Origin of the sequence: Streptomyces sp. NPDC012510, from assembly GCF_042955065.1 — a bacterium.
Lineage (GTDB): Bacteria > Actinomycetota > Actinomycetes > Streptomycetales > Streptomycetaceae > Streptomyces.
Genome location: NZ_JBIBEN010000006.1, coordinates 289,510 through 313,446, shown reverse-complemented (window position 1 = coordinate 313,446; position 23,937 = coordinate 289,510). Strand labels below are relative to the sequence as shown.

Below are 23,937 nucleotides of genomic sequence, written 5' to 3'. Positions count from 1 at the left end.
CGCGTCTGTCCCGCTTCGGTTATTGGGAAGGACGGCCCACGCCATGCCCGCAGATCTCGCCGTCATCGGACTCGGCCAGTTGGGGTTGCCGCTGGCCCAGGCCGCCGTCGCCGCCGGCATCGCCACGCTCGGTTACCGCACCGGCCCCGAGGGCGGCTCCCTCACCCCCGGCGAACTGCGCCGCATGCTCGCCCGCGGCTTCAAGCCCAGCACCAACCCCGCCGAACTCGGCCGCGTCCGTACGGCCGTCATCTGCGCCCCGACCTTTCTCGGAGCCGACGGTTCGCTCGACCTCACCCAGGTCGAGGAGGCCGCCCGCACCCTCGCCGGCCGCCTGCGCCCGCACACCACGGTCATCCTGGAGTCCCCGGTGCACCCGGGCACGACCGAGGAGTTCCTCCGCCCGCTCCTCGAAGAGGGCTCCGGCCTGCGCGCGGGCCGCGACTTCCACCTCGCCTACTCCCCCGCCCGCGTCGACCCGGGCAACCGCGACTTCGGCCCCACCAACACCCCCAAGGTCATCGGCGGCCTCACCCCGGCCTGCACCGAGTCGGCCGCCGCCTTCTACGGCCGCCTCACCGACAAGGTGGTACGCGCGCGTGGCCTGCGCGAGGCGGAGACGGTCCACCTCCTGGAGACCAACTACCGCCACGTCAACATCGCCCTCGTCAACGAGATGGCCGTCCTCTGCAACGACCTGGGCGTGGACCTCTGGGACGTCATCCGCTGCGCCGAGACCAAACCGTTCGGCTTCCAGGCCTTCCGCCCAGGCCCCGGCGTCGGCGGCCACGCCCTCCCCCAGGACCTCTCGGGCCACGCCCCCCGCTCGCTGCGCATGGTCGAACTCGCCCAGCGGGTCAACAACCGCATGCCCCAGTACGTCGTACAGCGCGCCGCCACCCTCCTCAACGAGCACGGCAAGTCGGCCCGAGGCGCCCGCGTCCTCCTCCTGGGCATCACCTACAAGCCCGACGTCCCCGACCGACAGGGCACCCCCGCCGACGAGATCGCCCGCCGACTCATCGAACTCGGCGCCCACGTCAGCTACCACGACCCGCACATCCCCACCTGGAGCGTCCTCGACCGCCCCATCCCCCGCGCCGACTCGCTCTACGAGGCCACCGCCGACGCCGACCTGACGATCCTCCTCCAGCAGCACCGCACGTACGACCTCCAGGGCCTGTCGGTGAAGGCCCAGCTCCTCCTGGACACCCGGGGGGCCACGCCCACGGGGGCGGCGCACAGGTTGTGAGGGGGGCGCACGATACGGCCCTGACCTCCGCGGTCGGTGGCAGCCGACGGCCTCCGCCGGTACCGTACGGAATCAGGCGGGGCCCGCCGCAGGTGGCACTGCCACGAGCTCCTGGATGGTTCACGGAGTGTCCGCCCCTAATTGCCTCGGGGGCGACCGCTCACCTTCCGTAGATCCGCAAGATCCACCTCCTCCGGCACTTCACCATCCGCAGACGGATCCGGTCCCAGGGGCTTGCGGTGACGTCCCATGAGGGGCGTCCCCACCCACAACCCACGCCCCCACCAGCCCACTTGGGCACGCGAAAGGGGCCCGGTCACCCTCAGGCGACCGAGCCCCTCCCGCCGCTCAAGCCGAGCGCCGCGTCATCTCACCGCTTGTGCTGCGAGTCCGCCACCGTCACCTCGACGCGCTGGAACTCCTTCAGCTCGCTGTACCCGGTGGTGGCCATCGCCCGCCGCAGCGCGCCGAAGAGGTTCATGGAACCGTCGGGGGTGTGGGACGGCCCGGTGAGGACCTCCTCCAGCGTGCCGACCGTGCCGAGGTCGACCTTCTTGCCGCGCGGCAGCTCCTCGTTCACCGCCTCCATGCCCCAGTGGTTGCCCTTGCCGGGCGCGTCCGTGGCGCGGGCCAGCGGGGAGCCCATCATGACCGCGTCCGCGCCGCAGGCGATGGCCTTGGGCAGGTCGCCGGACCAGCCGACACCACCGTCGGCGATGACGTGCACGTACCGGCCGCCGGACTCGTCCATGTAGTCGCGGCGCGCGGCGGCGACGTCGGCGACCGCCGTGGCCATGGGGACCTGGATGCCCAGCACGTTCCGCGTGGTGTGGGCGGCGCCGCCGCCGAAGCCGACGAGGACACCGGCCGCGCCCGTACGCATCAGGTGCAGCGCGGCCGTGTACGTGGCGCAGCCGCCCACGATGACCGGGACGTCCAGCTCGTAGATGAACTGCTTCAGGTTCAGCGGCTCGTGCGCCCCGGAGACGTGCTCGGCGGACACGGTCGTCCCGCGGATGACGAAGATGTCGACCCCGGCGTCCACGACGGCCTTGGAGAACTGGGCGGTGCGCTGCGGCGAGAGCGCGGCGGCGGTGACGACACCGGAGTCGCGCACCTCCTTGATGCGCTGCCCGATCAGCTCCTCCTTGATGGGGGCGGCGTAGATCTCCTGGAGGCGGCGGGTGGCGGCCTCGTCGGGCATGCCGGTGATCTCGTCGAGCAGCGGCTGCGGGTCCTCGTACCGGGTCCAGAGGCCTTCGAGGTTCAGGACGCCGAGGCCGCCCATCTCGCCGATGCGGATCGCGGTGGCCGGGGAGACGACCGAGTCCATGGGGGCGGCCAGGAAGGGCAGCTCGAATCGGTAGGCGTCGATCTGCCAGGCGATCGAGACCTCCTTCGGGTCCCGCGTACGGCGGCTGGGGACGACGGCGATGTCGTCGAAGGCGTACGCCCGGCGGCCGCGCTTGCCGCGCCCGATCTCGATCTCAGTCACGTCTGTGGCCTTTCCCTGATGCGTTCAGCGTCTACCAGTATCGCCGACGGGCGCGACGAGGGCGGCCCCGGATGCTCCGGGGCCGCCCTGACCGCACTGTCACAAGGCCTGCCGTCTACTTGCGGCTGTAGTTCGGCGCCTCGACCGTCATCTGGATGTCGTGCGGGTGGCTCTCCTTGAGGCCCGCCGAGGTGATGCGGACGAAGCGGCCCTTGGTCTCCATCTCCTCGATGGTGGCGGCGCCCACGTACCCCATGGTCTGGCGCAGACCGCCGACGAGCTGGTGCAGCACGTTGGCCAGCGGGCCGCGGTAGGGCACCTGCCCCTCGATGCCCTCGGGCACGAGCTTGTCGTCGGAGGCGACCTCGCCCTGGAAGTAGCGGTCCTTCGAGTACGACCGGGCCTGGCCGCGGGACTGCATGGCGCCCAGCGAACCCATGCCGCGGTACGACTTGAACTGCTTGCCGTTGATGAACTGCAGCTCGCCGGGGGACTCCTCGCAGCCGGCGAGGAGGCTGCCCAGCATCACGGTGTCGGCGCCCGCGGCGAGGGCCTTGCCGATGTCGCCGGAGTACTGCAGACCGCCGTCGCCGATCAGCGGGACGCCCGCCGGGCGGGCCGCGAGGGACGCCTCGTAGATGGCCGTGACCTGCGGGACACCGATGCCGGCGACCACACGGGTGGTGCAGATCGAGCCGGGGCCGACGCCCACCTTGATGCCGTCGACACCGGCGTCGATCAGCGCCTGGGCGCCGTCGCGCGTGGCGACGTTGCCGCCGATCACATCGACACCGACGCTCGACTTGATCTTCGACATCCAGCTGAGGGCGTTGCTGTTGTGGCCGTGCGAGGTGTCGACGACCAGGAAGTCCACACCGGCCTCGGCCAGCGCCTGGGCCCGCTCCAGGGCCTCGGGGCTGGCGCCCACGGCGGCGCCGACGATCAGACGGCCCTCCCCGTCCTTGGCGGCGTGGGGGTACTGCTCGGCCTTGACGAAGTCCTTGACGGTGATGAGGCCCTTGAGGATGCCCGCCTCGTCGACCAGGGGAAGCTTCTCGATCTTGTGGCGGCGCAGCAGCTCCATGGCCTCGACGCCGGAGATCCCGACGTGCCCGGTGACCAACGGCATCGGGGTCATGACTTCGCGCACCTGACGGGAGCGGTCGGTCTCGAAGGCCATGTCGCGGTTGGTGACGATGCCGAGCAGCTTCTTGTTGCCGTCGGTCACCGGGACGCCGCTGATGCGGAACTTGGCGCAGAGGGCGTCGGCCTCGGCGAGCGTGGCGTCCGGGTGGACGGTGATCGGGTCGGTGACCATCCCGGACTCGGAGCGCTTGACGAGGTCGACCTGGTTGACCTGGTCCTCGACGGAGAGGTTGCGGTGGAGTACGCCGACGCCGCCCTGACGGGCCATGGCGATCGCCATGCGGGACTCGGTGACCTTGTCCATCGCGGCCGAGAGCAGGGGGATGTTCACCCGGACGTTGCGGGAGATGCGGGACGAGGTGTCGACCGCGTTCGGGAGCACCTCGGATGCGCCCGGCAGCAGCAGCACGTCGTCGTAGGTCAGCCCGAGTGTCGCGAATTTGGCGGGCACTCCGTCGACGTTGGCAGTCATGACACCTTCCCCAAATGGCCTTGATCGGTGCGGATGTCCATGCTAACGGGAAGCGTGGGGCACACATTCCACGGTACGAAGTGATACCGGGCCTCGTACGTTCGTACGGAAAAGGGTACGAAGAAGGCACCCCGTGTGTTCATCCGGGGCGCCCTCCGAACGGTCGTCGTAACGCCGGTACTACTGCTCCGCCAGCGCCCGGAGCCGGCTCAGCGCCCGGTGCTGCGCCACCCGGACCGCGCCTGGTGACATCCCCAGCATCTGGCCGGTCTCCTCGGCCGTGAGGCCCACCGCGATCCTCAGCAGCAGCAGTTCCCGCTGGTTCTCGGGGAGGTTGGCCAGGAGCTTCTTGGCCCACTCGGCATCGCTGCTGAGCAGGGCGCGCTCCTCGGGTCCGAGGGAGTCGTCGGGGCGCTCCGGCATCTCGTCCGAGGGGACGGCCGTCGAGCCGGGGTGGCGCATCGCGGCGCGCTGAAGGTCCGCGACCTTGTGGCCCGCGATGGCGAAGACGAACGCCTCGAACGGTCGTCCGGTGTCCTTGTAGCGCGGCAGTGCGAGCAGGACGGCGACACAGACCTCCTGCGCAAGGTCCTCCACGAAGTGCCGCGCGTCGCCCGGCAGCCGGGACAGACGGGTGCGGCAGTAGCGCAGCGCCAAGGGGTGGACATGGGCGAGCAGATCGTGCGTGGCCTGCTCGTCCCCGTCGACCGCGCGATGCACGAGCGCACCGATCACTGTCGTCTCGTCGTCGCGCATCGGTCCATGGTGCCTTGCGGCCGTCCGGTCCGTGGCGCCACGTCCGTGGTTGTGCACCGAAGCGTTATGAGCAGGTGCGCCGGAACTCATCTCCTGCGCCCTCCCCTCCCGCTCGTTCGACTGCTCCCCGAGGAACTCCACACCTCAAGGATGCGGCATCCGCGGCGAAACGAGCAGCGGGCATCCGGCGGGCCGTCCCAGCGCCCCCGCCCGCCGTGCGGCAGGCGGGGATTCTCGTACCCCCGTTACGGTCCACTCAGCGGACCAGACCCCAGCGGAAGCCGAGCGCCACCGCGTGCGCGCGGTCCGAGGCTCCGAGCTTCTTGAACAGCCGACGGGCGTGGGTCTTCACGGTGTCCTCGGAGAGGAACAGCTCGCGGCCGATCTCGGCGTTGGAGCGGCCGTGGCTCATGCCTTCCAGGACCTGGATCTCGCGGGCGGTGAGCGTGGGGGCCGCGCCCATCTCGGCGGAGCGCAGCCGGCGCGGGGCGAGCCGCCAGGTCGGGTCGGCCAGGGCCTGGGTGACGGTGGCGCGCAGCTCCGCGCGGGAGGCGTCCTTGTGCAGATAGCCCCGGGCGCCGGCGGCGACCGCGAGGGCCACGCCGTCCAGGTCCTCGGCGACGGTGAGCATGATGATGCGCGCCCCGGGGTCGGCGGACAGCAGCCGCCGTACGGTCTCCACGCCGCCCAGGCCGGGCATGCGTACGTCCATCAGAATCAGGTCCGAGCGGTCGGCCCCCCAGCGGCGGAGGACTTCCTCGCCGTTGGCCGCCGTGGTCACGCGCTCGACGCCGGGCACGGTCGCCACCGCGCGGCGCAGCGCCTCTCGGGCAAGCGGGGAGTCGTCGCAGACGAGGACGGATGTCATGGCCGCCCTCCGCAGCTGATGCGCGTCACCTTGAGCCTCCAGGCTGGTACGAAATCGTCACCTGTGCGGTCGACGCTCACGAGCGGACACGAACGCCTGCCCGAGCGCTTGTTCTTCAACCGCCTCCGCCCGTCTCAACGACGGTCACTCGAAAGAGTTACGGGATGGCCGGCCACCTTCGGCACTCTACGTGAGGGCGCCAACACGGTGCAGACATGCACAAGGGACCCTCAACGTTTCATCACAACCTATGCCCCATTCAGACCTTTTTGTTCCCCTTCGCTGGTGTCTGAGGCTAGATTCGCAATGAGTCATATTTTCATCTCCTTTGATAGTCGATGTACGGTCATGGGCAACATCTCCTACAAGAACAGCAACAAGGGGACACGCAATGGCAGATTTCTCCCGCCTTCCCGGACCGAACGCTGATCTGTGGGACTGGCAGCTCCTCGCGGCCTGCCGTGGGGTCGACAGCTCCCTCTTCTTCCACCCCGAGGGAGAACGCGGTGCGGCACGGAGCGCTCGCGAGAACTCGGCCAAAGAGGTCTGCATGAGATGCCCGGTGCGCGCGCAGTGCGCGGCCCACGCCCTCGCGGTGCGCGAGCCCTACGGCGTATGGGGCGGGCTGACCGAGGACGAGCGCGAGGAGCTGATGGGCAGGGCACGCCACCGGCTGGTGTCGGCGTCCACGTCCGGGACCGACGCCGGTTCCGACACCTGAAAGAACGTTTCTGCACGTCCTTGTCCGACCGACGCGCGCATGGGCCCTTCCCCCCCGTCTAGCGAGCGGCGGCTTCCGCCAGCCGGTCCAGCGTCGCCGCGACCGTGGGCACCTGGGCGAGATCCGGCAGGGTGAGCGCCACGATCTCCCGGCGCACCACCGGCTCGACCGACACCGCGCGCACCCCCTTCGCTCGGACGGACTCGACGGCCAGCTCCGGCAGGACGGCGACCCCGAGACCCGCGCCCACCAGTCCGACCACGGCCGGATAGTCGTCGGTCGCGAAGTCGATGCGGGGCGTGAACCCCGCGCTCTCACAGACCCGCACCAACTGCCCCCGGCAGCGCGGGCAGCCGGCGATCCAGGATTCCCCGGCGAGTTCTCCGATGCCGATGGACGGCGTACGGGCCAGTCGGTGCCCCTGGGGCACGAGCCCGACGAGCCGGTCCGTGAGCAGGGGGCGTACGACCAGGTCGTCCCACTCCCCGTCCCCCTCCTCCGCGCCCGCCGCGCCCTCGTAGCGGAAGGCGAGCGCGATGTCGCAGTCGCCCTCGCGGAGCATCTCGACCGAACGCGGCGGTTCGGCCTCCTCCAGCGAGACACGGGTGCCGGGGTGCGCGGCGCGCAGGGCGGCCAGCGCGGTGGGGACCAGGGCGGAGCTGCCGCTGGGGAAGGAGACCAGACGGACCCGTCCGGCGCGCAGCCCCGCGATCGCGGCGACCTCTTCCTCGGCCGCGGTGAGCCCGGCGAGGATCCCGGCCGCGTGTCGCACCAGCGCCTCGCCCGCCTGTGTCAGCCGCATCTCCCGCCCGCCGCGGACCAGCAACGGCGTGCCCACGGACGATTCCAGCGCCTTCATCTGCTGGCTGACCGCGGGCTGGGTGCAGCCGAGTTCCCGTCCCGCCGCCGAGAAGGAGCCGGTGGCGGCGACGGCGCGCAGGACACGGAGATGACGGGCCTCGATCACGCCTTGAGCATAAGCGCGACTTGGATCGAGTGCCGAATATCGCGTCGACACTTTGACCATCGGCCGCATAGCGTGCCGGCATGAAGCTTCTGTCACTGAATGTGGGGCGTCCCCGGGCCGTCGACATCCCGGAGGAGTCGAAGAAGGCCACGGGCATCGACAAACGGCCGGTGGACGGACCGTTGCGGGTCTTCGCGCCGGGGCCCAAGGGGGTCGGCGCCAGCGGGGTGACCGGGGACGCGGTGTGCAACACGAAGGACCACGGCGGCGACGACCAGGCGGTCTACGCGTTCGCCCGCGAGGACCTGGACGGCTGGGAACATGAGTTGGGCCGCACGCTGCCCAGCGGGTCCTTCGGCGAGAACCTCACCACCGAGGGCCTCGACGTCTCCGGCGCCCTCATCGGCGAACGCTGGCGGATCGGCTCCGAGGCGGTTCTGGAGATCACCTCCGGCCGCGTCCCCTGTCTCAACTTCCAGCGGCATCTGGGGGAGCGGGGCTGGCTCAAGCGCTTCACGCGGCAGGGCGCGCCCGGTGCGTATCTGCGGGTGATCCGGCCGGGCGAGATCCGCGCGGGCGACCCGATCGAGATCGTCCACCGCCCCGACCACGACATCACCGTCGCCCTCGCCTTCCGCGCCATGATGACCGAGAAAGAGCTGCTGCCCCGCCTGCTGGACGCGGGGGACGCGCTGCATTCGGAGGTGGCGCAGTGGGCTCGGCAGTACGTGGCGGAGCGGAGCTGAAGGCGCTGGTGAACGTGTGGTGGAGCAAGCGGACCCGCACAGTCCCGGTCACTACGCTTGCGCCATGACAACGGCTCTCATCACGGGATCGACGGCGGGCATCGGTGCCGCCTTCGCGCGGCGGCTGGCGGCGGACGGGCACAACCTCGTCCTGGTGGCGCGCGACACCGAGCGACTGCGGGAACAGGCCACGGAGTTGCACGACCGGCACGGCATCGAGGCGGAGGTGCTGACGGCGGACCTGGCGACGGACGACGGCATCGAGGCGGTGGTCCGGCGGCTGGCCGACCGCAGGAACCCGGTCGACCTGCTGGTCAACAATGCCGGCTTCGGCAACAAGGGCCGCTTCCTCGACGTCCCCATGGCCGACGAGCTGCGGATGCTCAAGGTCCACTGCGAGGCGGTGCTGCGTCTGACCTCGGCGGCGACGGAGGGGATGCGGGAGCGGGGCCGAGGGGGCGTGGTCAACGTGGCGTCGGTGGCGGCGTTCGTACCGCGCGGAACGTACGGGGCGTCCAAGGCCTGGGTCGTGCAGTTCACCCAGGGCGCGGCGCGGGACCTGGCCGGCAGTGGGGTACGGCTGATGGCCCTGTGCCCCGGCTTCGTCCGCACCGAGTTCCACGACCGGGCCGGCATGGGCACCGACAACATCCCCTCCTGGATGTGGCTCGACGCCGACAAGCTGGTGACCGCCGCCCTCGCCGACCTCTCCCGCGGCAGGTCCGTCTCCATCCCCGACCCGCGCTACAAGGCCCTGATGGGCGTGGTGAAGGTGGTGCCGAGGGGGCTCCTCGGTGGGATCAGCTCGAAGACGGGGCGGAAGTACGGGCCGCAGTAGGGTCGCGAACGGGTCGTTACCGCGGGTCGCGCAGGGTGTCCACGATCAAGGGGACGGTGCCGGGCTCGACGCGGATCAGTGCGGGGAGCACGTCCCGCAACCGCAGCCGCCGCAGGGCGCGGGCGAGGAGCACGCGCCCTCGGGCGGGCTCCACGGCGGGGGCGACGGCCGCCCACAGGCGGGGGTCCGGGTCGGCTTCGGACTCCTCGACGCGGCGCGCCAGTTCCGCGGCCCGGGAGTGCTGTCCGGCCGTCACCAGGCTGTGGACGAGGGCCACTTGGGCGTCGTCCCGGTCCACGATCTGACCATCGATCATTTTCTGGGCGCGTCCGTACTCTTCCCGCTCCACGAGGATGTCCATCACGTACCGCAGGACACCTGCCGGGGGCAGGAGGGCCAGCCGGTCGAGGAGGCGGTCGGCTTCCTCGTACCTGCGCAGGGCGAGCCAGGCGTGCAGCAGGTCGGCCGCGGCCAGGTCGTCCGGCCAGTCCGGGCGGTGGGACTCGGCTTTCCGCAGAGCCCACTGCGCCCTCGCCTCGTCCCCGGACTCCGCCAGCACGACGGCGATACGGGCCCACGCCCTGGTGCGGAGGTGCGGATCCTTCATGCCGACGGTGAGCGCATAGGCCGTCGATCTATCGCCCGCGGCGACGGTATGGGTCGCCAGAACCAGGCGGACGTGGTCCCGTGTCCCGGGGTCCGACTCCGCCGCGAGGCCGACGACGCGGTCGAACCGCCCCACCGCGCACAACCGTTCCGCGAGCAGCGCCCCGGCGGACGGGGCCGCGGGGCCTCCCTGGAGTCGTCGGGTGAGGGCCTCCGCCTCGTCGAAGCGCCCTGTCCGCGCGAGTGCCCCGACCACGTCCCTGGCCCGGAATTCCAGGGCGACCTTCTCCGAGGTGTCGTGGGCCCCGACGCCGGGCACGACGGGGAGGTCGAGGTCCCGCAGCACCGCCTCGGCCTCGTCGGGCCGTCCCGCGTCGGCGAGGTCCACGGTCGTACACACCCGGTCGAGGCTTCCGGAAACGACCGGCCACCGGATCTCGGTTTCCCTGTCGGCGAGCAGCCGGGCCACGCGCTCGGGGTCGGCCCCCGCCGCGACCGCCGCCACGGCACCGTCCACCCACGCGTCGTGGTCCTCGGCGGAGCCGAGCCGGCGCGCCAGTTCCCGGGCCCGCTCCCACTGACCCGTTCGCGCGCGTGCCGCGACGATCAGACGAAGGGTCTCGTGGTGGAACGGCTCGTGCGCCCCGTCACGCGCCAGCCGCTCGGCCCGGTCGATGTCGCCCGCCTCCGCCAGCGTGTCGACCAGGGCGTGCCGGGCCCACGCCCGGAGCCGGTCGTCCCCGGCTTCCTCGATCAGCCCCTCCGCCTGCGCGTAGGCGCCGCTGGACGCCAGAGCCCGCGCCAGGCCGCCCCACGCCCGTGCCGCACAGCCCGGATGGTCGATCTCCTCGGCGAGCGAGCGGGCACGGGCGTGTTCACCGTCGGCGGCCAACGCCCACACGATGTCGCTGAGGGCCGAGGACCGTTCCTCATATCCCCAGTCGTCCTCATATCCCCAGTCGTCGTCATGGTGTTGGTCCTCCGTCCGCAGTCGTGTCACGGCCACGGCCCGGTCGTACTCGCCGGCCATGGTGAGCGTCTCGACCAGCAGCGGCAGCAGCTTCGGCACGCACGTCGTGGCGTCCACGCGTGAGAGAAGGTCTTCGGCGTCGGTTTCCCGGCCGACGCGTCGCGACGCGGCCCCGATCCGGGCCCGGACCACGGGTTCGGCCTCGGGCCCGGCGGCACGGGCGAGTTCCTCGCCGCGGTCCCGCCGTCCCGCCTCCACCCAGAGGGCCGCCACCTCGGCGGCGCCCTGGGCCCGCGCCACCAGGTGTTCCTGCCGCAGGCACAGCGACTCGGCCCGATCGAAGGCACCGGACCGCGCCCACCGCACGGCGAGGCGTACCGAGGGGCCCCGGTACCGGTCGACGAGTGCCTCGGCCCGATCGAGCAGCCCGGCGTGCATCCAGACGCGGCTCACCTCCACCGGTATCTCCCTCCCGTCGGCGCTGTCGACGGCCCGCTCCCAGTCGGCGCCCCGTTCCACGGCGTCCAGGAGGAGCAACGCGGCCTCCCGGTCCCCCCGGTCGAGGAGCACCGTCGCGATGTCGGTCAGGGCGAGCGTCCTCTCCACCGGCCCGGGGATGCTGCGGGCCAGGGCCATCGCCCGGTAGGGGCGGCCGAGGGCGGCCCAGGCGCGGGGCAGGGCCCGGGTCAGGAGACGGTTCCGCCCCTCCAGGTTCTCCCGGTGCAGCGCGAGGCGAAACGCGTCCCTCAGGTCGGGCGCGCCCTCTTCGATGAGGAGTTCCTCGGTCACACCGATCTCCGTCAGGGCGGCGGCGTCACCTCCCGTCGCCTGCAGCATCCGGTCGTGGCGCGCCGCGTCGAGGGCGCAGCCGATCATGCGCGGGAGGTCCCGTCCGGTCCGCAGCATCCGGAAGTAGCCCGACGTCAGGTACTCCGGTGTGTTCTCGGGCCAGCCACGCGACCGCCAGTCCTCCGCCCAGGCGTGCAACCGGCCCCGGTGGCGGTCCAGTTCGGCCGGGCCGAGCATCTCCTCGGCCTGGGCCTGGAGTTCCTCGTGACCGAGCAGGTAGACGCCGACACGGGTGCCGAACGTCCGCCCGGCGCGGGTGCGCAGCACATCCCGTACCCGGTACGGGACCGCGTCCGTCAGCGCCGCCAGGTCCTCGGCGGTCAGACCGCCTGCGGCGGCCGTGACCAGGCCGAGCAGATCGTGCTCCAGTCCCCCGGCCTCGATCAGTCGCTTGAGCTCGCGCTCCGCTTCCTGTCGGATCACCTGGGCGTGCGGGGAGGGCCTGAGGACACGGACGATATCGGGGTCGTGCAGGGGGTGGTGGCCTGGGACGTCGCCGGGCAGCGGTGGGTTCAGGCGCCCGGTCACGAGGACCCGCATCCCGTGCTCCGGTCGGGTCGGCAGCAGGCTGGCGATGCTGTGGGCGTCCGGGCCGGTGGTGACGCCCCGGTCCTCGTCGAGGCCGTCGACGAGGAGGACCAGGCGTTCACCGCGCCGGGCGCAGAGGGCGGCGGCCGCGCCGTACAGGTGCAGGAGGTGCGCCTCGCGGGTGGCGGGGGTGAGGTGGGCGGGGAGGCCCTCGCCGGTCAGTTCGGCGAGTTGTTCCAGTACGACGTCGACGTACGCCGTCGCGTCGTTCTGTGCGCCCAGGCGGGCCGTGACGAAGAAGGGGACGACGCGGACGCCCGGCGGTGAGTGGAGTGCGAACCAGGAGAGGAGGGCCGTCTTGCCCGCCCACGCCTCGGCGCGCCACCAGGCGTACACCGGGCCGGAGTCGGCCGTGCAGAAGGCAGCGAGTTCCGCCAACTCCGCTTCACGGCCGACGAGTTGGTCCGGGGCGATACGGCGGACCTGCTCCCGGTACGCCGAGCGGACCTGGGGGACGAACAGGATCTGGTTGTGATCGCCGGTCACGGCCAGGCCGATGTTCCCGCCGGCGGCCACCGCTCCCTGGGCCGAGGCCTCGGCGGAGCCGGTCGGCGGTGTTCCGTCCTCGGCCGCCCCTCGTTTCCCCCACCAGCGCATGAGGCCATGGTGCCAAAGGGTGCGAGGGAGGACGTGGGGGGACAATGGACTGGTTCACCGGACCAGGGGGGCCGGGAGGTGGTGTGGCATGACGTTCGTGCAGCTCATCGACTGCAGGACCAGTCGGCTCGACGAGATGAACCGGCTGATGGACAGGTGGGTCGAGCAGACCAAGGGGAAGCGGACGGCGACGCACAGTGTGGTCGGCACGGACCGGTCCGACTCGTCGCACGTCATCGAGATAGTGGAGTTCCCGTCGTACGAGGAGGCCATGCGGAACTCCGGGCTGCCGGAGACGGACCGGATCTTCCAGGACATGATCGCGCTCTGCGACGAGATGCCGACGTTCACGGATCTGGACGTGGTGCGGGACGAGCAGCTCTACACGGGGACGGCGCGGCGGTTCTTCGAGACGCTGGCCGTGAAGGGGGAGCTGCCGCCGCTCAACGATCTGCTCGTGGAGGACTATCACGACCATGTGCCCTCCGGGGAGCCGGACGCCATCGGGATGGACGCGTTCCGACGGACCTGCGAGGAGTGGCGGAGCGCGTTCGACTACGCGTTCACCGTGGAGGACCAGCTCGCCCAGGATGACCGGGTGTGCACGCGGTGGACCTGGGACGCGACCCACAAGGGGGACTTCCTCGGGATTCCGGCCAGCGGGAGGACGGTCCGGATGACCGGGACGACCATTCACCGGTTCACCCCCGAGGGGAAGATCGCCGAGGGATGGTGGGAGTACGACCGGCTCGGGTTGATGGGGCAGCTCGGAGCCCTCGACGACCTGGAGAAATAGGTCATCGGGCCGTGACGCGGGAAGGCCCGGCACCCCCGCGTACGGGGATGCCGGGCCTCATCTACGGCTTGCTCGCCGACGTGTCCCGCGTCAGTGGGAGTGGCCGTGACCGTGGCCGTGGCCCGCGTCGGCCGGCTCCTCTTCCTTCTTCTCGACGACCAGGGTCTCGGTCGTCAGGAGGAGGGAGGCGATGGAGGCGGCGTTCTCCAGGGCGGAGCGGGTGACCTTGACCGGGTCGATGACGCCGGACTTGACCAGGTCGCCGTACTCGCCGGTGGCGGCGTTGAAGCCCTGGCCCTTGTCGAGCTCGGCGACCTTGGAGGTGATGACGTAGCCCTCCAGGCCGGCGTTCTCGGCGATCCAGCGCAGCGGCTCGACGGCGGCCTTGCGGACGACCGCGACACCCGTGGCCTCGTCGCCGGTCTTGCCGAGGTTGCCCTCGAGGACCTTGACGGCGTGGACGAGCGCGGAGCCACCACCGGAGACGATGCCCTCCTCGACCGCGGCACGGGTCGCGGAGATGGCGTCCTCCAGACGGTGCTTCTTCTCCTTCAGCTCCACCTCGGTGGCGGCGCCGACCTTGATGACGCACACGCCGCCGGCCAGCTTCGCGAGGCGCTCCTGGAGCTTCTCGCGGTCCCAGTCGGAGTCCGTGTTCTCGATCTCGGCCTTGATCTGGGCGACGCGGCCCTGGACGGCCCCGGAGTCGCCGGCGCCGTCGACGATCGTGGTGTCGTCCTTGGTGACGGTGACGCGGCGGGCGGAGCCCAGCACGTCCAGGCCGACCTGGTCGAGCTTGAGGCCGACCTCCTCGGAGATGACCTCGGCGCCGGTCAGCGTCGCCATGTCCTGCAGCATCGCCTTGCGACGGTCACCGAAGCCGGGGGCCTTCACGGCGACCGCGTTGAAGGTGCCGCGGATCTTGTTGACGACGAGGGTCGACAGGGCCTCGCCCTCGACGTCCTCGGCGATGATCAGCAGCGGCTTGGAGGCGTTGGCCTGGATGACCTTCTCCAGCAGCGGCAGCAGGTCGGCGATGGCGCCGATCTTGCCCTGGTGGATGAGGATGTACGGGTCGTCGAGGACGGCCTCCATACGCTCCTGGTCCGTCACGAAGTACGGCGACAGGTAGCCCTTGTCGAAGGCCATGCCCTCGGTGAAGTCCAGCTCCAGACCGAAGGTGTTGGACTCCTCGACGGTGATGACACCGTCCTTGCCGACCTTGTCCATCGCCTCGGCGATGAGCTCGCCGACCTGGGCGTCCTGGGCGGACAGACCGGCGACGGCGGCGATGTCGGACTTCTCGTCGATCGGGCGGGCGGTCGCGAGGAGCTCCTCGGAGACCGCGGCGACGGCGGCGTCGATGCCCTTCTTCAGGGCGGCCGGGGAGGCACCGGCGGCGACGTTCTTCAGGCCCTCGCGCACGAGCGCCTGGGCGAGCACGGTGGCGGTGGTCGTACCGTCACCCGCGATGTCGTTGGTCTTGGTCGCCACCTCCTTCACCAGCTGGGCACCGAGGTTCTCGTACGGGTCCTCGACCTCGACCTCGCGGGCGATGGTCACACCGTCGTTGGTGATGGTGGGGGCGCCGAACTTCTTGTCGATGACGACGTTGCGACCCTTGGGGCCGATCGTCACCTTGACCGTGTCGGCAAGCTTGTTGACGCCGCGCTCGAGGGCGCGACGGGCGTCCTCGTCGAACTTCAGGATCTTCGCCATGGGAGCGGTTCAGCCCTCTCGGAAAATGTCGGTGAAACGAACTGCGCCCCTGACGCCCGGCTCATTAGTGGTCGCGGGGGGCCAAGGGCGCAGCTCACAAGCAATGTGCTTCGGTGAGGAAGCCGATGCGGGATTTCTGGGGGTGACCCCCAGACCCCCCTTACTTCTCGATGATCGCGAGGACGTCGCGAGCCGAGAGGACGAGGTACTCCTCGCCGTTGTACTTCACCTCGGTGCCGCCGTACTTGCTGTACAGCACGATGTCGCCGGTCTTGACGTCGAGCGGCAGGCGCTCGCCGTTCTCGAAGCGGCCCGGGCCCACGGCCAGGACGACGCCCTCCTGGGGCTTCTCCTTGGCGGTGTCCGGGATGACCAGGCCAGAGGCGGTGGTCTGCTCGGCGTCGAGCGGCTGGACCACGATGCGGTCCTCGAGCGGCTTGATGGCAACCTTGGAGCTGGTGGTCGTCACGATCCGACCTCCCCCTTCGGAGATCTCACGGGGTTAACTGTCTGAGGTGGCGACCAGGTGGATCCGTCGTCGCGGGTGCCGGACCTGCCCGTCGCGTAGTTGGCACTCTCCAGGGGGGAGTGCCAGACCTGAGACTATGACCGCGATTAGCACTCGGTCAAGCGGACTGCTAATCGCGTGCGGTGTGGCGGGTCGCGGCGGGCGTGTCGGGCGAGTCGCCGGGGGCGTGTCGTGCGGGCCGTGGGCATGCGTCGACCGGGCGCCGGACCGTGCCGCACGGGCGTCAGAGGTAGTCCTCCAGGCGGCCCACCGTTAGGCCCCGCTCCTGGATGCGCCGCAACAGTCCGGCCGTCATCCGGGTGAGGGTCGCGCCCTCCAGTCGGCCCGGTCCGCCGGTGCCGGCAAGGACGATGTCGCCGGGGCGGAGGCGGTCGGCCACGGTGTGGCGGAGACCGGTGCTCCGCAGGGACGCGCTCCACAGGACGACCGCGCCGATGCCGCAGTCGGCGGCGGCGCGGAGCGTGGTGGTGTCGTAGACGCCGTACGGCGGGCGGAAGAGGGTCGGGCGGACACCGAAGCGCTGCCCCAGCTTGTACTGCTGACCGCAGATCTCGGCGCGCTGTCCGGCGTACGGCAGGCCGCGCAGGGCCCTGTGGTCGAGCGTGTGGTTCTGCACGGTCGCGCCGACCGCCCGCAGGCGGGCGAAGTGGCCGTACCCCGGCCCCACGACGCGGTCCGTCAGGAACAGGGTCACCGGCAGCCGCAGCTCACGCACCATCGCGGCGAACCGGGGGTCCCTCTCGGCACCGTCGTCGTACGTCAGGAAGACCACCTTGTCCCGCGTCGGAACGCGGCCGACGACCGGCGCCGGCCCGGCCGCGCGAGGGGCCACCGGCCGATCGGGGGGCCATGGCGCGGGGGCGAGCGGCGAGGGAAGGCCCCAACGTCGGTACGGGGGCTGGTGAGGGCCTGGGGGCGGTGTCGAGGCCGATGTCGGGGCTCGGGTAGAGGGTGCCGGTGTCGTGGCTCCGGTAGAGGGTGCCGGCGCCGAGGTGCGGGACGAGGGCGGCGGCGGAGCGGCCCGGCCGACCGGCTCGGGGGGCCGGGCGGCGCATCCGGGGACCAGCAGGACGGCGAGGGAGGCGAGGAGGGCCAGTGCGCGGGTCGCCGTCGTACGGGCCGTCGGGAGGGGCGCGGAGCGGCGTGCGCCGCACCACCACGCGCGTGCCGTCGGCTCCGCACGCCCCGCCCGCCCTGCCCGCGTCCCGGCATGCCGGACGCCCTCCGCACCCCCGGCACGCCTGCCGCCCACGGCGCCCTCCGCACCCCCGACACGGCTGCCGCTCCCGACGCTCTCCGCACCCCCGACATGCCCCGCACCCCCGACATGCCCGGCGCTCCCGGCACCCCCCGCGCTTTCGGCACCCGGCGCATGTCCTGTGCGCTCGGTCCTCTCACGCATCCCGCATCCGCCGCGCGGTCCTCGGCCTCTCCGGGCCTCGCCCTCCCCCGGCACCCGGCGGCGGCCGCCACGCAGCCGCCGCCCTCCGCGCACGCGACGACCCCCTGGCCTCCTCACAGGTAGTCCTCCAGTCTCGCCACCGCGTACCCCTCGGCGGTGACCCGGTTCAGGAAGCGGCGGATCATGTCGCGCATGGTGCCCTTCCAGTCGCCCTCGCCCCGGAAGTGACTGAGGACGATGTCGCCCGGGCGCAGCTCTCGGTCCCCTTCCCGGTACTCCCAGCGGTCGGCGAAGACCTCCTCGTTCCAGAGGGGGACCGCCTCGATGCCGCAGACCTTGGCGGCCCGCAGGGTGTCCTGGTCGTAGCTGCCGTACGGCGGCCGGAAGAGGGTGGGCCGTTCGCCGTACCGCTTCTCGATCACGTCCTGCATGCCGCAGATCTCGCGCTTCTGGGCGGTGTAGGAGAGGGCGGGCAGGTAGCGGTGGTTGAGGGTGTGGTTGTCGAGGACGACACCACGGTCGCGCATCCGCTCGAAGTAGCCGTAGTCGTCCTCGATCAGGTAGTCGCTGAGGAAGGCGGTGTACGGGATCCGGAGATCGCTCATCATCCGCAGGAACGCGGGGTCCTTCTCGGCACCGTCGTCGATCGTCAGGAAGACGACCTTGTGGCGGGTGGGAACGGTCGTGAAGACCGGTGGCAGCCCGTCCTCCAGGTGCCCGTCGACCTCGAAACCCTCACGTGTCCTGAGCGCCGGTTTGCGCGCCGGGGGCGCGGGCGGCAGCAGCGGCAGCGCGGCCAGCCCCCAGCGCTTCGCGGCGGCGACCCGCGCGGCGTGCGCCCGGCGCGTCTTCAGGGCATACGCGCCGAGGGCACGCGCGGTGGACGCGTCGGGCGGACGCCGGCCGGACTGACCGTGGACCGGTCCGGGGGTCCCCCGTTCCACCGAGTCGTCGGATTTCTGAGACTTCCTGGACTTCTCGGGTTTCCCGGAGCTGTCGGGACCTCCTGCACCCCCGGCGCCCCCGGCGCACCCGGACACGACGGCCGCGGCGGCGAGTACGACGACGACGCCCCGGACACCACCGCTCCCCGCCTTGAAGCTCGCCCGCTTCACTACCTTTTTGTCATTTTGTCGTACGAATCGCATGGCGCCGCATCCTCGCAGGACAAGCCCCTCCCCACCGCCCGACACCGCCACGGAACGCGCACCATCCACCAACCGGCCCACACCACCCCGTCCGCCCTCCCGACACACACCCCACTCACCCACTGGAAGACAATGGCCCGGTGAACGACCTCGACCCCGCCGTCTTCCTCGCCCCCCTCCTCACCCCCGAGGGCCGCGCTCTCCTCGACGAGGTGCGCGGTACCGAACCGGCGCGGGAGTTGGCCGTGGCGACGCGGTTGCGCCGGGACCACCCTGCGGAACTGGTCTCGGCGGCCCTGGCGCAGGCCCGGCTGCGGCAGCGGGCGGCGGCGAAGTTCGACGTGGCGGACGCGGGGCGGATGTTCTTCACGCCGAACGGGGTCGAGCAGTCGACCAGGACGACGGTGGCGGCGTACCGGGCGGAGCGGATGCGCGCGCTGGGCGTGACCTCCGTGGCCGACCTGTGCTGCGGCATCGGCGGTGACGCGATCGCCCTCGCCCGGGCCGGCATCCGGGTCCTGGCGGTCGACCGCGACCCCCTGACGGCGGCGGTGGCCCGCGCCAACGCCGACGCGCTCGGCCTGGCCGACCTGATCGAGGTGCGGGAGGCGGACGTCACTCACATCGACACCTCGCCGTACGACGCGGTCTTCGTCGATCCGGCCAGGCGCGGGGGCCGGGGCCGGATCTTCGATCCCGAGGCGTACTCCCCGCCGCTCTCCTGGGCCGTCGCGACCGCCCTGAAGTCCCCCCGCGCCGCCCTGAAGATCGCCCCCGGCATCCCCCACGAGGCGATCCCCGCCGAGGCCGAGGCCGAGTGGATCTCCGACGGCGGCGATGTGAAAGAGGCGGTGCTCTGGTTCGGGACGGCGACCGACACCGAATCGGCCGCCGCCACGACGCCGGCCCCCGGCACCGAGCCGGCTCCCGGCACCAAGTCGGCCGCCGTCCGCGCCACCCTCCTTCCCGGCCGCCACACCCTCCTCGGCCGTGGCCTCCCCGACCCCCGGGTCCGGCCCGTCGGCCGCTACCTCTACGAGCCCGACGGCGCCGTCATCCGCGCCCACCTGGTCTCCGAGGTCGCAGCCGGACTCGACGCCGGCGGCCTCATCGACCCGACCATCGCCTACGTCACCGCCGACACACTCCGCCCCACCCCCTACGCCACCGCGTACGAGATCACCGACCAGCTCCCCTTCAACGTCAAGAAGTTGAAGGCACTGCTGAGAGAACGCGAGGTCGGCATCCTGACCGTGAAGAAGCGGGGGTCGGCCGTCGAGCCGGAGGAGCTGCGGAAGAAAGTCAAGCCTCAGGGGCGCAACTCGGCCACGGTCTTCCTGACCCGAGTCGCGGGCGCCCCCACCATGCTGATCGGCCACCCGGTCCGACCGGCCCCCTGAGTCGGCCTCACCGGCCCCCCTCCTCCGCCCGCGCCAGCAGCAGCGCCCGCTCCCGCTCGTTGCGCGCCAGCTCCGCCGCCCGGACGAACTCGGCGCGGGCCTCCTCCACTCGGCCATGTCCTTGCACTGCATCAGCGCGTAGCCCCCGACGACCTCCCTGGTCGACTCGGACACGGCCGCTGACTTTTCCTGAGGTTTTTCCGGCTAACGCAGTGACTCCCACAGCTCGCCCGCCTCCGGCTCGTCCGCCACCACTCGGTTGCGGTCGTACGGGGCCGGCGCCACCGGCATCATCACGGTTCTGGTGCGGGCGGAGGACAGGTCCCGCAAGCTCTGGGCGAAGTTCATCAGTTCCGTGAGGGAGTCCAGGCCGGTGTCCGTCGTCAGGCCGGCGGTGATCGCGTCGGCGGCCCGGTAGAGCCGGGCGGGATCGGTCAGGAGGTCGGTGGAGGCGATCTGGTCCAGGAGGGCCTTCACCAGGTGTTGCTGGAGGGCGATGCGGCCCAGGTCGCTGCCGTCGCCGATGCCGTGGCGGGTCCGCGCGAGGGCGAGGGCCTGTTCGCCGTCGAGGTGGTGGGTGCCGGCCGCCAGGGTCAGGTGGCTGTCCTCGTCGTCGATGTCCTCGTCCGTCGTGACCGTGACGCCGCCGAGAGCGTCGACGAGCTTGGCGAAGCCGGAGAAGTCGATCTCCATGTAGTGGTCCATGCGGACGTCGGTCAGCGACTCGACGGTCTTCACCGCGCAGACCGGGCCGCCGACGGCGTACGCGCTGTTGAACATCACGTTGTACGCGACCGACGTCGAACCGCCCGACTCCAGCGGGCAGGACGGGCGGGTGACGAGGGTGTCGCGGGGGATGCTGACGACCGTCGCCCCAGTGCGGCCCTCGTCGATGTGGACGACCATCGCGGTGTCCGAGCGGGCGCCCGAGTCCTCGCCGCCGCCCCCGAGTTCGGCGTTCTCCTTGCCGCTGCGGGAGTCGGAGCCGAGGACGAGGATGTTGAGCGCGCCGGTCGCGAGCGGGGCGGCGGAGGCCGAGGGGGAGCCCGTCGGCCGGGGCTTCGCGGGACGGTTGTCGCCGAGCGCGCTGTCGATGTCGACGCTCTCGATGTTGCCGTTGAGCCGCCAGAACGCCCAAGCCGCCGAGCCCGCGCCGAGTACGAGGACGCCGGCGAGAACGCACCCGACGATCCTCAGCCGTCGTGGCCGTCGTGGCCGTCGGCCAAGCCGTCCTTCGGCGCTCTCGGTGCCGTCCTCGCCCTCGTCTTCGTCAGCCACACACCGGAACGTACGTCCGAATTATCACGGGCGGGAACCTCCTGCGGCCTTTCCTTCGGAAATTCTCATACTTGTCAGTCGCTCTCAGCCGTGTTCGGGGTTCTCGGCCGCTTTCAGCGCAGCGTCACCGTCGGTGCCGGATTACTCCCGCTCCATGTGCCGTTGAAGCCGAAGGTCACCGAACCCCCGCTCGGCACGCTCCCGTTCCAGGACGCGTTGGCGCAACTGACCGTCGCGCCGGTCTGGGTGCAGGTGGCGTTCCAGGCCTGACCGATCCGCTGGCCCGCCCCGAAGGTCCAGTCGGCCCGCCAGGAGGAGAGCGAGGAGCCGGCGGCACACCTGATCGTCACGTTGCCCGTGAACCCGGTGTTCCACTGGTTCGCCACGCTGTACGTCGCCGCACAGCCCTCCGTCGACGGCGGGGGTGTCGTACCCGTCCCGCCGAAGCCCGTCACGATGCCGTAGTACGCCGGTTTCGGCACGTAGTTCCCGTCGTACGGGGTCGCCGCGCCCTCACCCGGGAAGGTGTCCGGGATCCAGGAGTCGGAGTCGGTGAAGCCCCAGACGGTGACGCCGGTGCAGCGGGTCACCGCCACGCACGCCTTCACCACGGCGTCGTACTCGGTCCGCTGTTGCGCCAACTTGGCCTCGGTGGCCGGAAGTTGCATACGGATGTCGAGTTCCGTGATGGCGACGTCCACGCCCAGGTCGGCGAAGCGCTGGATGTTCTGCTGGAGGGTGGAGGGGACCTGGCCGAGAATCAGATGCGCCTGCAGGCCGACCCCGTCGATCGGGACTCCGCGCGCCTTCAGGTCCCTGACCAGGTTGTACAGGGCCGTGCTCTTCGCGTTGACACCCTCGACGTTGTAGTCGTTGATGTAGAGCTTGGTGGACGGGTCGGCGGCGCGGGCGGCGGTCAGGGCCTGGGCTATGTAGTCGGTACCGAGGCCGTTGTACCAGAGGGTCCGGCGGTAGGTGCCGTCCTCGTTGAAGGGCTCGTTCACCACGTCCCAGGCGGCCAGCCGGCCCTTGTAGCGGCCGACTTCGAGCGCGATGTGGTCGTTCATCAACTGGCTGAGCTGCGCGGGTGTCCAGGTGCCGTTGTCGAGCCAGCTCGGGTTCTGGCTGTGCCAGACGAGGGTGTGGCCGCGTACGTCCTGGTCGTGGGCCTCGGCGAAGTCGACGATCTGGTCGGCCTCGGTCCAGTCGAAGTTGCCGCGGGTGGGCTCGACGGAGCCCCACTTCATGGCGTTGCCGGGGGTGAGCCAGTTGAACTCCCGGCCGGCGATCTCACCGTAGGTGCCGGTGAGCTTGGATCCGGTCACGGCGGTGCCGACGGCCTTGCCCTTGGCCGCGGCGAGGTCGCGCAGGGGCGGGTCGGCGGCGTGGGCGGTGGGGGCCGCGACGAGCAGGGCGGCGAGTGTCGCGGCGCCGGTGAGCAGGGTGGTCAGGGTGGTCAGGGAGGGTCTCATTGCGGGTGCCTCCGAATGTTTCGGTGGTGCAACCGATTGACTTCGGAGGAGTGTGGGGGTGGGTGGCCCAGTCGTCAATACGACAACTTCCGGCCACGACCGTCACACGACGCCGCTCAAGGCGCGGCCGTGCCGACGTGCGGCTCCGCCGCGAGTGCGCGACGAGCCGCGGCGGTGGGGCACCCGGCCACGAACCGGACCCGTACACCGTCAGACCGCCGGCGGCACCCCCGTGCTGCTGCGCACCACCAGGCTCGTCGCCAGTTCCACCCGCCTCGCCGCCGACGAACCCTCCTGGCGGCCCAGGTCGAGCACCAGTCGGGCCGCCGCCTCGGCCATCTCCATCAGGGGCTGGCGCACGGTCGTCAGCGGCGGCCCCACCCAGCGGGCCACCGGCAGGTCGTCGAAGCCGACCACGCTGAGGTCCTCCGGGATGCGCAGACCCAGTTCACGGGCGGCTTCGTAGAGGCCGAGGGCCTGGAGGTCGTTGCCGGCGAAGACGGCCGTGGGGCGGTCGGGACGGCGCAGCAGAGCGAGGCCGAGCCGGTAGCCGGTCTCGTGGTGGAAGTCGCCGGCCTTGAGCAGGCCCGGGTCGACCGGCAGGCCGGCGGTCTCCAGCGCGGCCCGGTAGCCGTCGACCCGGGCGCGGCTGCACATCATCCGCGAGGGCCCGCTGAGGGCGCCGATGCGCCGGTGGCCGAGGTCGATCAGATGACGGGTGGCGGCCAGGCCCCCCTGCCAGTTGGTGGCGCCGATCGAGGGCACGTCGTCGCCCGGGTCACCGGCCGGGTCCATCACCACGAACGGGATGGAGCGGCTGGTCAGCAACGCGCGCTGGGACTCGTCGAGCCCGGACAGGACGAGGACGACACCGTGCGGGCGGCGGGCGGCGACCTGGTCGGCCCAGGTGCGGCCGGGCGTGAGCCGGCCCGCGCTCTCGGAGAGGACGACGCTCAGGCCCTCCTCCCGCGCGACGTTCTCCACGCCCCGGATGACCTCCATCGCCCAGGCGCTCTCCAGCTCGTGGAAGACCAGGTCGATGAGGGGGGACCTGGTCGCCTCGGCGCGCCGGCGACGGTAGCCGTACTCACGCAGCAGGTCCTCGACACGGGTGCGGGTCGCGGGCGCGACATCCGCGCGGCCGTTGAGCACCTTCGAAACAGTCGGAGCCGAGACACCGGCCTGGCGGGCGATCTCGGCGAGCGTCGCGGTCTGCGTGGACTGCGACGCTCGCGCTCTTGTCTGGGTTTCCTCGGGCTTCGCGGGCTTCATGAGCGGGATCGTATCCCTGCACACCCCCTTGACGAACCCTTTCGACGGCC

The 23,937-nt window shown here is 71.4% G+C and carries 20 protein-coding genes; 7 read left to right on the top strand and 13 right to left on the bottom strand.

Annotated features, from left to right (window positions below; translation table 11 throughout):
• Positions 1 to 43: 43 nt before the first annotated feature.
• Positions 44 to 1,252 carry a nucleotide sugar dehydrogenase gene (locus ACFY9I_RS14110; protein WP_391001075.1) on the top strand — a complete coding sequence of 403 codons (1,209 nt, stop codon included), beginning with the start codon at positions 44 to 46 and terminating at the stop codon, positions 1,250 to 1,252.
• A gap of 370 nt (positions 1,253 to 1,622) precedes the next feature.
• Here ACFY9I_RS14110 and ACFY9I_RS14105 read toward each other — a convergent pair whose 3' ends face one another.
• The 4 genes from ACFY9I_RS14105 to ACFY9I_RS14090 all read right to left on the bottom strand — a co-directional run bounded on the left by ACFY9I_RS14105 (position 1,623) and on the right by ACFY9I_RS14090 (position 5,989).
• Positions 1,623 to 2,747: a GuaB3 family IMP dehydrogenase-related protein gene (locus ACFY9I_RS14105; RefSeq protein ID WP_391001072.1), complete on the bottom strand. Its 1,125-nt coding sequence runs from the start codon at positions 2,745 to 2,747 to the stop codon at positions 1,623 to 1,625.
• 115 nt (positions 2,748 to 2,862) lie between these two features.
• A complete protein-coding gene (gene guaB, locus ACFY9I_RS14100) occupies positions 2,863 to 4,365 on the bottom strand; it encodes an IMP dehydrogenase (RefSeq protein ID WP_391001069.1) in 1,503 nt (500 codons plus the stop codon).
• A 180-nt stretch (positions 4,366 to 4,545) separates the two neighbouring features.
• Positions 4,546 to 5,121, bottom strand: a complete 576-nt coding sequence (locus ACFY9I_RS14095; protein WP_005481141.1) for a sigma-70 family RNA polymerase sigma factor — start codon at positions 5,119 to 5,121, stop codon at positions 4,546 to 4,548.
• A gap of 256 nt (positions 5,122 to 5,377) precedes the next feature.
• Positions 5,378 to 5,989, bottom strand: coding sequence for a response regulator transcription factor (locus ACFY9I_RS14090; RefSeq protein ID WP_003948568.1), 612 nt, complete (start codon positions 5,987 to 5,989; stop codon positions 5,378 to 5,380).
• 391 nt (positions 5,990 to 6,380) lie between these two features.
• Here ACFY9I_RS14090 and ACFY9I_RS14085 point away from each other — a divergent pair, with 391 nt between their 5' ends.
• Positions 6,381 to 6,710, top strand: a complete 330-nt coding sequence (locus ACFY9I_RS14085; RefSeq protein WP_391001066.1) for a WhiB family transcriptional regulator — start codon at positions 6,381 to 6,383, stop codon at positions 6,708 to 6,710.
• Positions 6,711 to 6,768: 58 nt separating this feature from the next.
• On the opposite strand, the gene ACFY9I_RS14080 is transcribed toward ACFY9I_RS14085, so the two are convergent.
• The gene (locus ACFY9I_RS14080) at positions 6,769 to 7,677 is read right to left on the bottom strand and encodes a LysR substrate-binding domain-containing protein (RefSeq protein WP_391001064.1); all 909 of its coding nucleotides are present in this window, start codon (positions 7,675 to 7,677) and stop codon (positions 6,769 to 6,771) included.
• Between the two features lie 80 nt (positions 7,678 to 7,757).
• Between ACFY9I_RS14080 and ACFY9I_RS14075 the strand changes: the two genes are divergently transcribed.
• Together ACFY9I_RS14075 and ACFY9I_RS14070 are read left to right on the top strand one after the other, a co-directional pair.
• A complete protein-coding gene (locus ACFY9I_RS14075) occupies positions 7,758 to 8,423 on the top strand; it encodes an MOSC domain-containing protein (RefSeq protein ID WP_391001061.1) in 666 nt (221 codons plus the stop codon).
• Positions 8,424 to 8,487: 64 nt separating this feature from the next.
• Positions 8,488 to 9,261, top strand: coding sequence for an SDR family NAD(P)-dependent oxidoreductase (locus tag ACFY9I_RS14070; protein ID WP_391001058.1), 774 nt, complete (start codon positions 8,488 to 8,490; stop codon positions 9,259 to 9,261).
• 16 nt (positions 9,262 to 9,277) lie between these two features.
• Here ACFY9I_RS14070 and ACFY9I_RS14065 read toward each other — a convergent pair whose 3' ends face one another.
• On the bottom strand, positions 9,278 to 12,871 hold the full coding sequence (locus ACFY9I_RS14065) for a hypothetical protein (protein WP_391001055.1): 3,594 nt from the start codon (positions 12,869 to 12,871) through the stop codon (positions 9,278 to 9,280).
• Between the two features lie 88 nt (positions 12,872 to 12,959).
• On the opposite strand from ACFY9I_RS14065, the gene ACFY9I_RS14060 reads away from it, so the two are divergent.
• Positions 12,960 to 13,667 carry an ester cyclase gene (locus ACFY9I_RS14060; protein ID WP_391001052.1) on the top strand — a complete coding sequence of 236 codons (708 nt, stop codon included), beginning with the start codon at positions 12,960 to 12,962 and terminating at the stop codon, positions 13,665 to 13,667.
• Positions 13,668 to 13,757: 90 nt separating this feature from the next.
• Here ACFY9I_RS14060 and groL read toward each other — a convergent pair whose 3' ends face one another.
• The 3 genes from groL to ACFY9I_RS14045 form a co-directional block, all read right to left on the bottom strand.
• A complete protein-coding gene (groL, locus tag ACFY9I_RS14055; RefSeq protein WP_391001049.1) occupies positions 13,758 to 15,386 on the bottom strand; it encodes a chaperonin GroEL in 1,629 nt (542 codons plus the stop codon).
• 160 nt (positions 15,387 to 15,546) lie between these two features.
• Positions 15,547 to 15,855: a co-chaperone GroES gene (groES, locus tag ACFY9I_RS14050; RefSeq protein ID WP_003998759.1), complete on the bottom strand. Its 309-nt coding sequence runs from the start codon at positions 15,853 to 15,855 to the stop codon at positions 15,547 to 15,549.
• A gap of 283 nt (positions 15,856 to 16,138) precedes the next feature.
• Positions 16,139 to 17,011, bottom strand: coding sequence for a polysaccharide deacetylase family protein (locus ACFY9I_RS14045; protein WP_391001459.1), 873 nt, complete (start codon positions 17,009 to 17,011; stop codon positions 16,139 to 16,141).
• Between the two features lie 114 nt (positions 17,012 to 17,125).
• On the opposite strand from ACFY9I_RS14045, the gene ACFY9I_RS14040 reads away from it, so the two are divergent.
• Entirely contained in the window at positions 17,126 to 17,440 is a 315-nt protein-coding gene (locus tag ACFY9I_RS14040; RefSeq protein ID WP_391001493.1) for a hypothetical protein, read from the top strand.
• Here the strand turns inward: ACFY9I_RS14040 and ACFY9I_RS14035 are convergent.
• The gene (locus tag ACFY9I_RS14035) at positions 17,431 to 18,465 is read right to left on the bottom strand and encodes a polysaccharide deacetylase family protein (RefSeq protein ID WP_391001046.1); all 1,035 of its coding nucleotides are present in this window, start codon (positions 18,463 to 18,465) and stop codon (positions 17,431 to 17,433) included. The genes ACFY9I_RS14040 and ACFY9I_RS14035 overlap by 10 nt on opposite strands.
• Positions 18,466 to 18,605: 140 nt before the next feature.
• Here ACFY9I_RS14035 and ACFY9I_RS14030 point away from each other — a divergent pair, with 140 nt between their 5' ends.
• Positions 18,606 to 19,865: a methyltransferase domain-containing protein gene (locus ACFY9I_RS14030; protein ID WP_391001043.1), complete on the top strand. Its 1,260-nt coding sequence runs from the start codon at positions 18,606 to 18,608 to the stop codon at positions 19,863 to 19,865.
• A gap of 204 nt (positions 19,866 to 20,069) precedes the next feature.
• Here the strand turns inward: ACFY9I_RS14030 and ACFY9I_RS14025 are convergent, their stop codons facing one another.
• The 3 genes from ACFY9I_RS14025 to ACFY9I_RS14015 form a co-directional block, all read right to left on the bottom strand.
• A complete protein-coding gene (locus ACFY9I_RS14025) occupies positions 20,070 to 21,143 on the bottom strand; it encodes an LCP family protein (protein WP_391001040.1) in 1,074 nt (357 codons plus the stop codon).
• Positions 21,144 to 21,256: 113 nt separating this feature from the next.
• Positions 21,257 to 22,615, bottom strand: coding sequence for an endo-1,4-beta-xylanase (locus ACFY9I_RS14020; RefSeq protein ID WP_391001037.1), 1,359 nt, complete (start codon positions 22,613 to 22,615; stop codon positions 21,257 to 21,259).
• A gap of 210 nt (positions 22,616 to 22,825) precedes the next feature.
• On the bottom strand, positions 22,826 to 23,887 hold the full coding sequence (locus ACFY9I_RS14015; RefSeq protein ID WP_391001034.1) for a substrate-binding domain-containing protein: 1,062 nt from the start codon (positions 23,885 to 23,887) through the stop codon (positions 22,826 to 22,828).
• Between the last annotated feature and the right edge of the window lie 50 nt (positions 23,888 to 23,937).

Bases quoted from the DNA above. Each gene is read 5' to 3' on its own strand.
- ACFY9I_RS14110 (WP_391001075.1), top strand. From the start codon at position 44: ATGCCCGCAGATCTCGCCGTCATCGGACTCGGCCAGTTGGGGTTGCCG.
- guaB (WP_391001069.1), bottom strand. From the start codon at position 4,365: ATGACTGCCAACGTCGACGGAGTGCCCGCCAAATTCGCGACACTCGGG.
- ACFY9I_RS14095 (WP_005481141.1), bottom strand. From the start codon at position 5,121: ATGCGCGACGACGAGACGACAGTGATCGGTGCGCTCGTGCATCGCGCG.
- ACFY9I_RS14090 (WP_003948568.1), bottom strand. From the start codon at position 5,989: ATGACATCCGTCCTCGTCTGCGACGACTCCCCGCTTGCCCGAGAGGCG.
- ACFY9I_RS14085 (WP_391001066.1), top strand. From the start codon at position 6,381: ATGGCAGATTTCTCCCGCCTTCCCGGACCGAACGCTGATCTGTGGGAC.
- ACFY9I_RS14075 (WP_391001061.1), top strand. From the start codon at position 7,758: ATGAAGCTTCTGTCACTGAATGTGGGGCGTCCCCGGGCCGTCGACATC.
- ACFY9I_RS14070 (WP_391001058.1), top strand. From the start codon at position 8,488: ATGACAACGGCTCTCATCACGGGATCGACGGCGGGCATCGGTGCCGCC.
- ACFY9I_RS14065 (WP_391001055.1), bottom strand. From the start codon at position 12,871: ATGCGCTGGTGGGGGAAACGAGGGGCGGCCGAGGACGGAACACCGCCG.
- ACFY9I_RS14060 (WP_391001052.1), top strand. From the start codon at position 12,960: ATGACGTTCGTGCAGCTCATCGACTGCAGGACCAGTCGGCTCGACGAG.
- groL (WP_391001049.1), bottom strand. From the start codon at position 15,386: ATGGCGAAGATCCTGAAGTTCGACGAGGACGCCCGTCGCGCCCTCGAG.
- ACFY9I_RS14040 (WP_391001493.1), top strand. From the start codon at position 17,126: ATGCCGGACGCCCTCCGCACCCCCGGCACGCCTGCCGCCCACGGCGCC.
- ACFY9I_RS14035 (WP_391001046.1), bottom strand. From the start codon at position 18,465: ATGCGATTCGTACGACAAAATGACAAAAAGGTAGTGAAGCGGGCGAGC.
- ACFY9I_RS14020 (WP_391001037.1), bottom strand. From the start codon at position 22,615: ATGAGACCCTCCCTGACCACCCTGACCACCCTGCTCACCGGCGCCGCG.
- ACFY9I_RS14015 (WP_391001034.1), bottom strand. From the start codon at position 23,887: ATGAAGCCCGCGAAGCCCGAGGAAACCCAGACAAGAGCGCGAGCGTCG.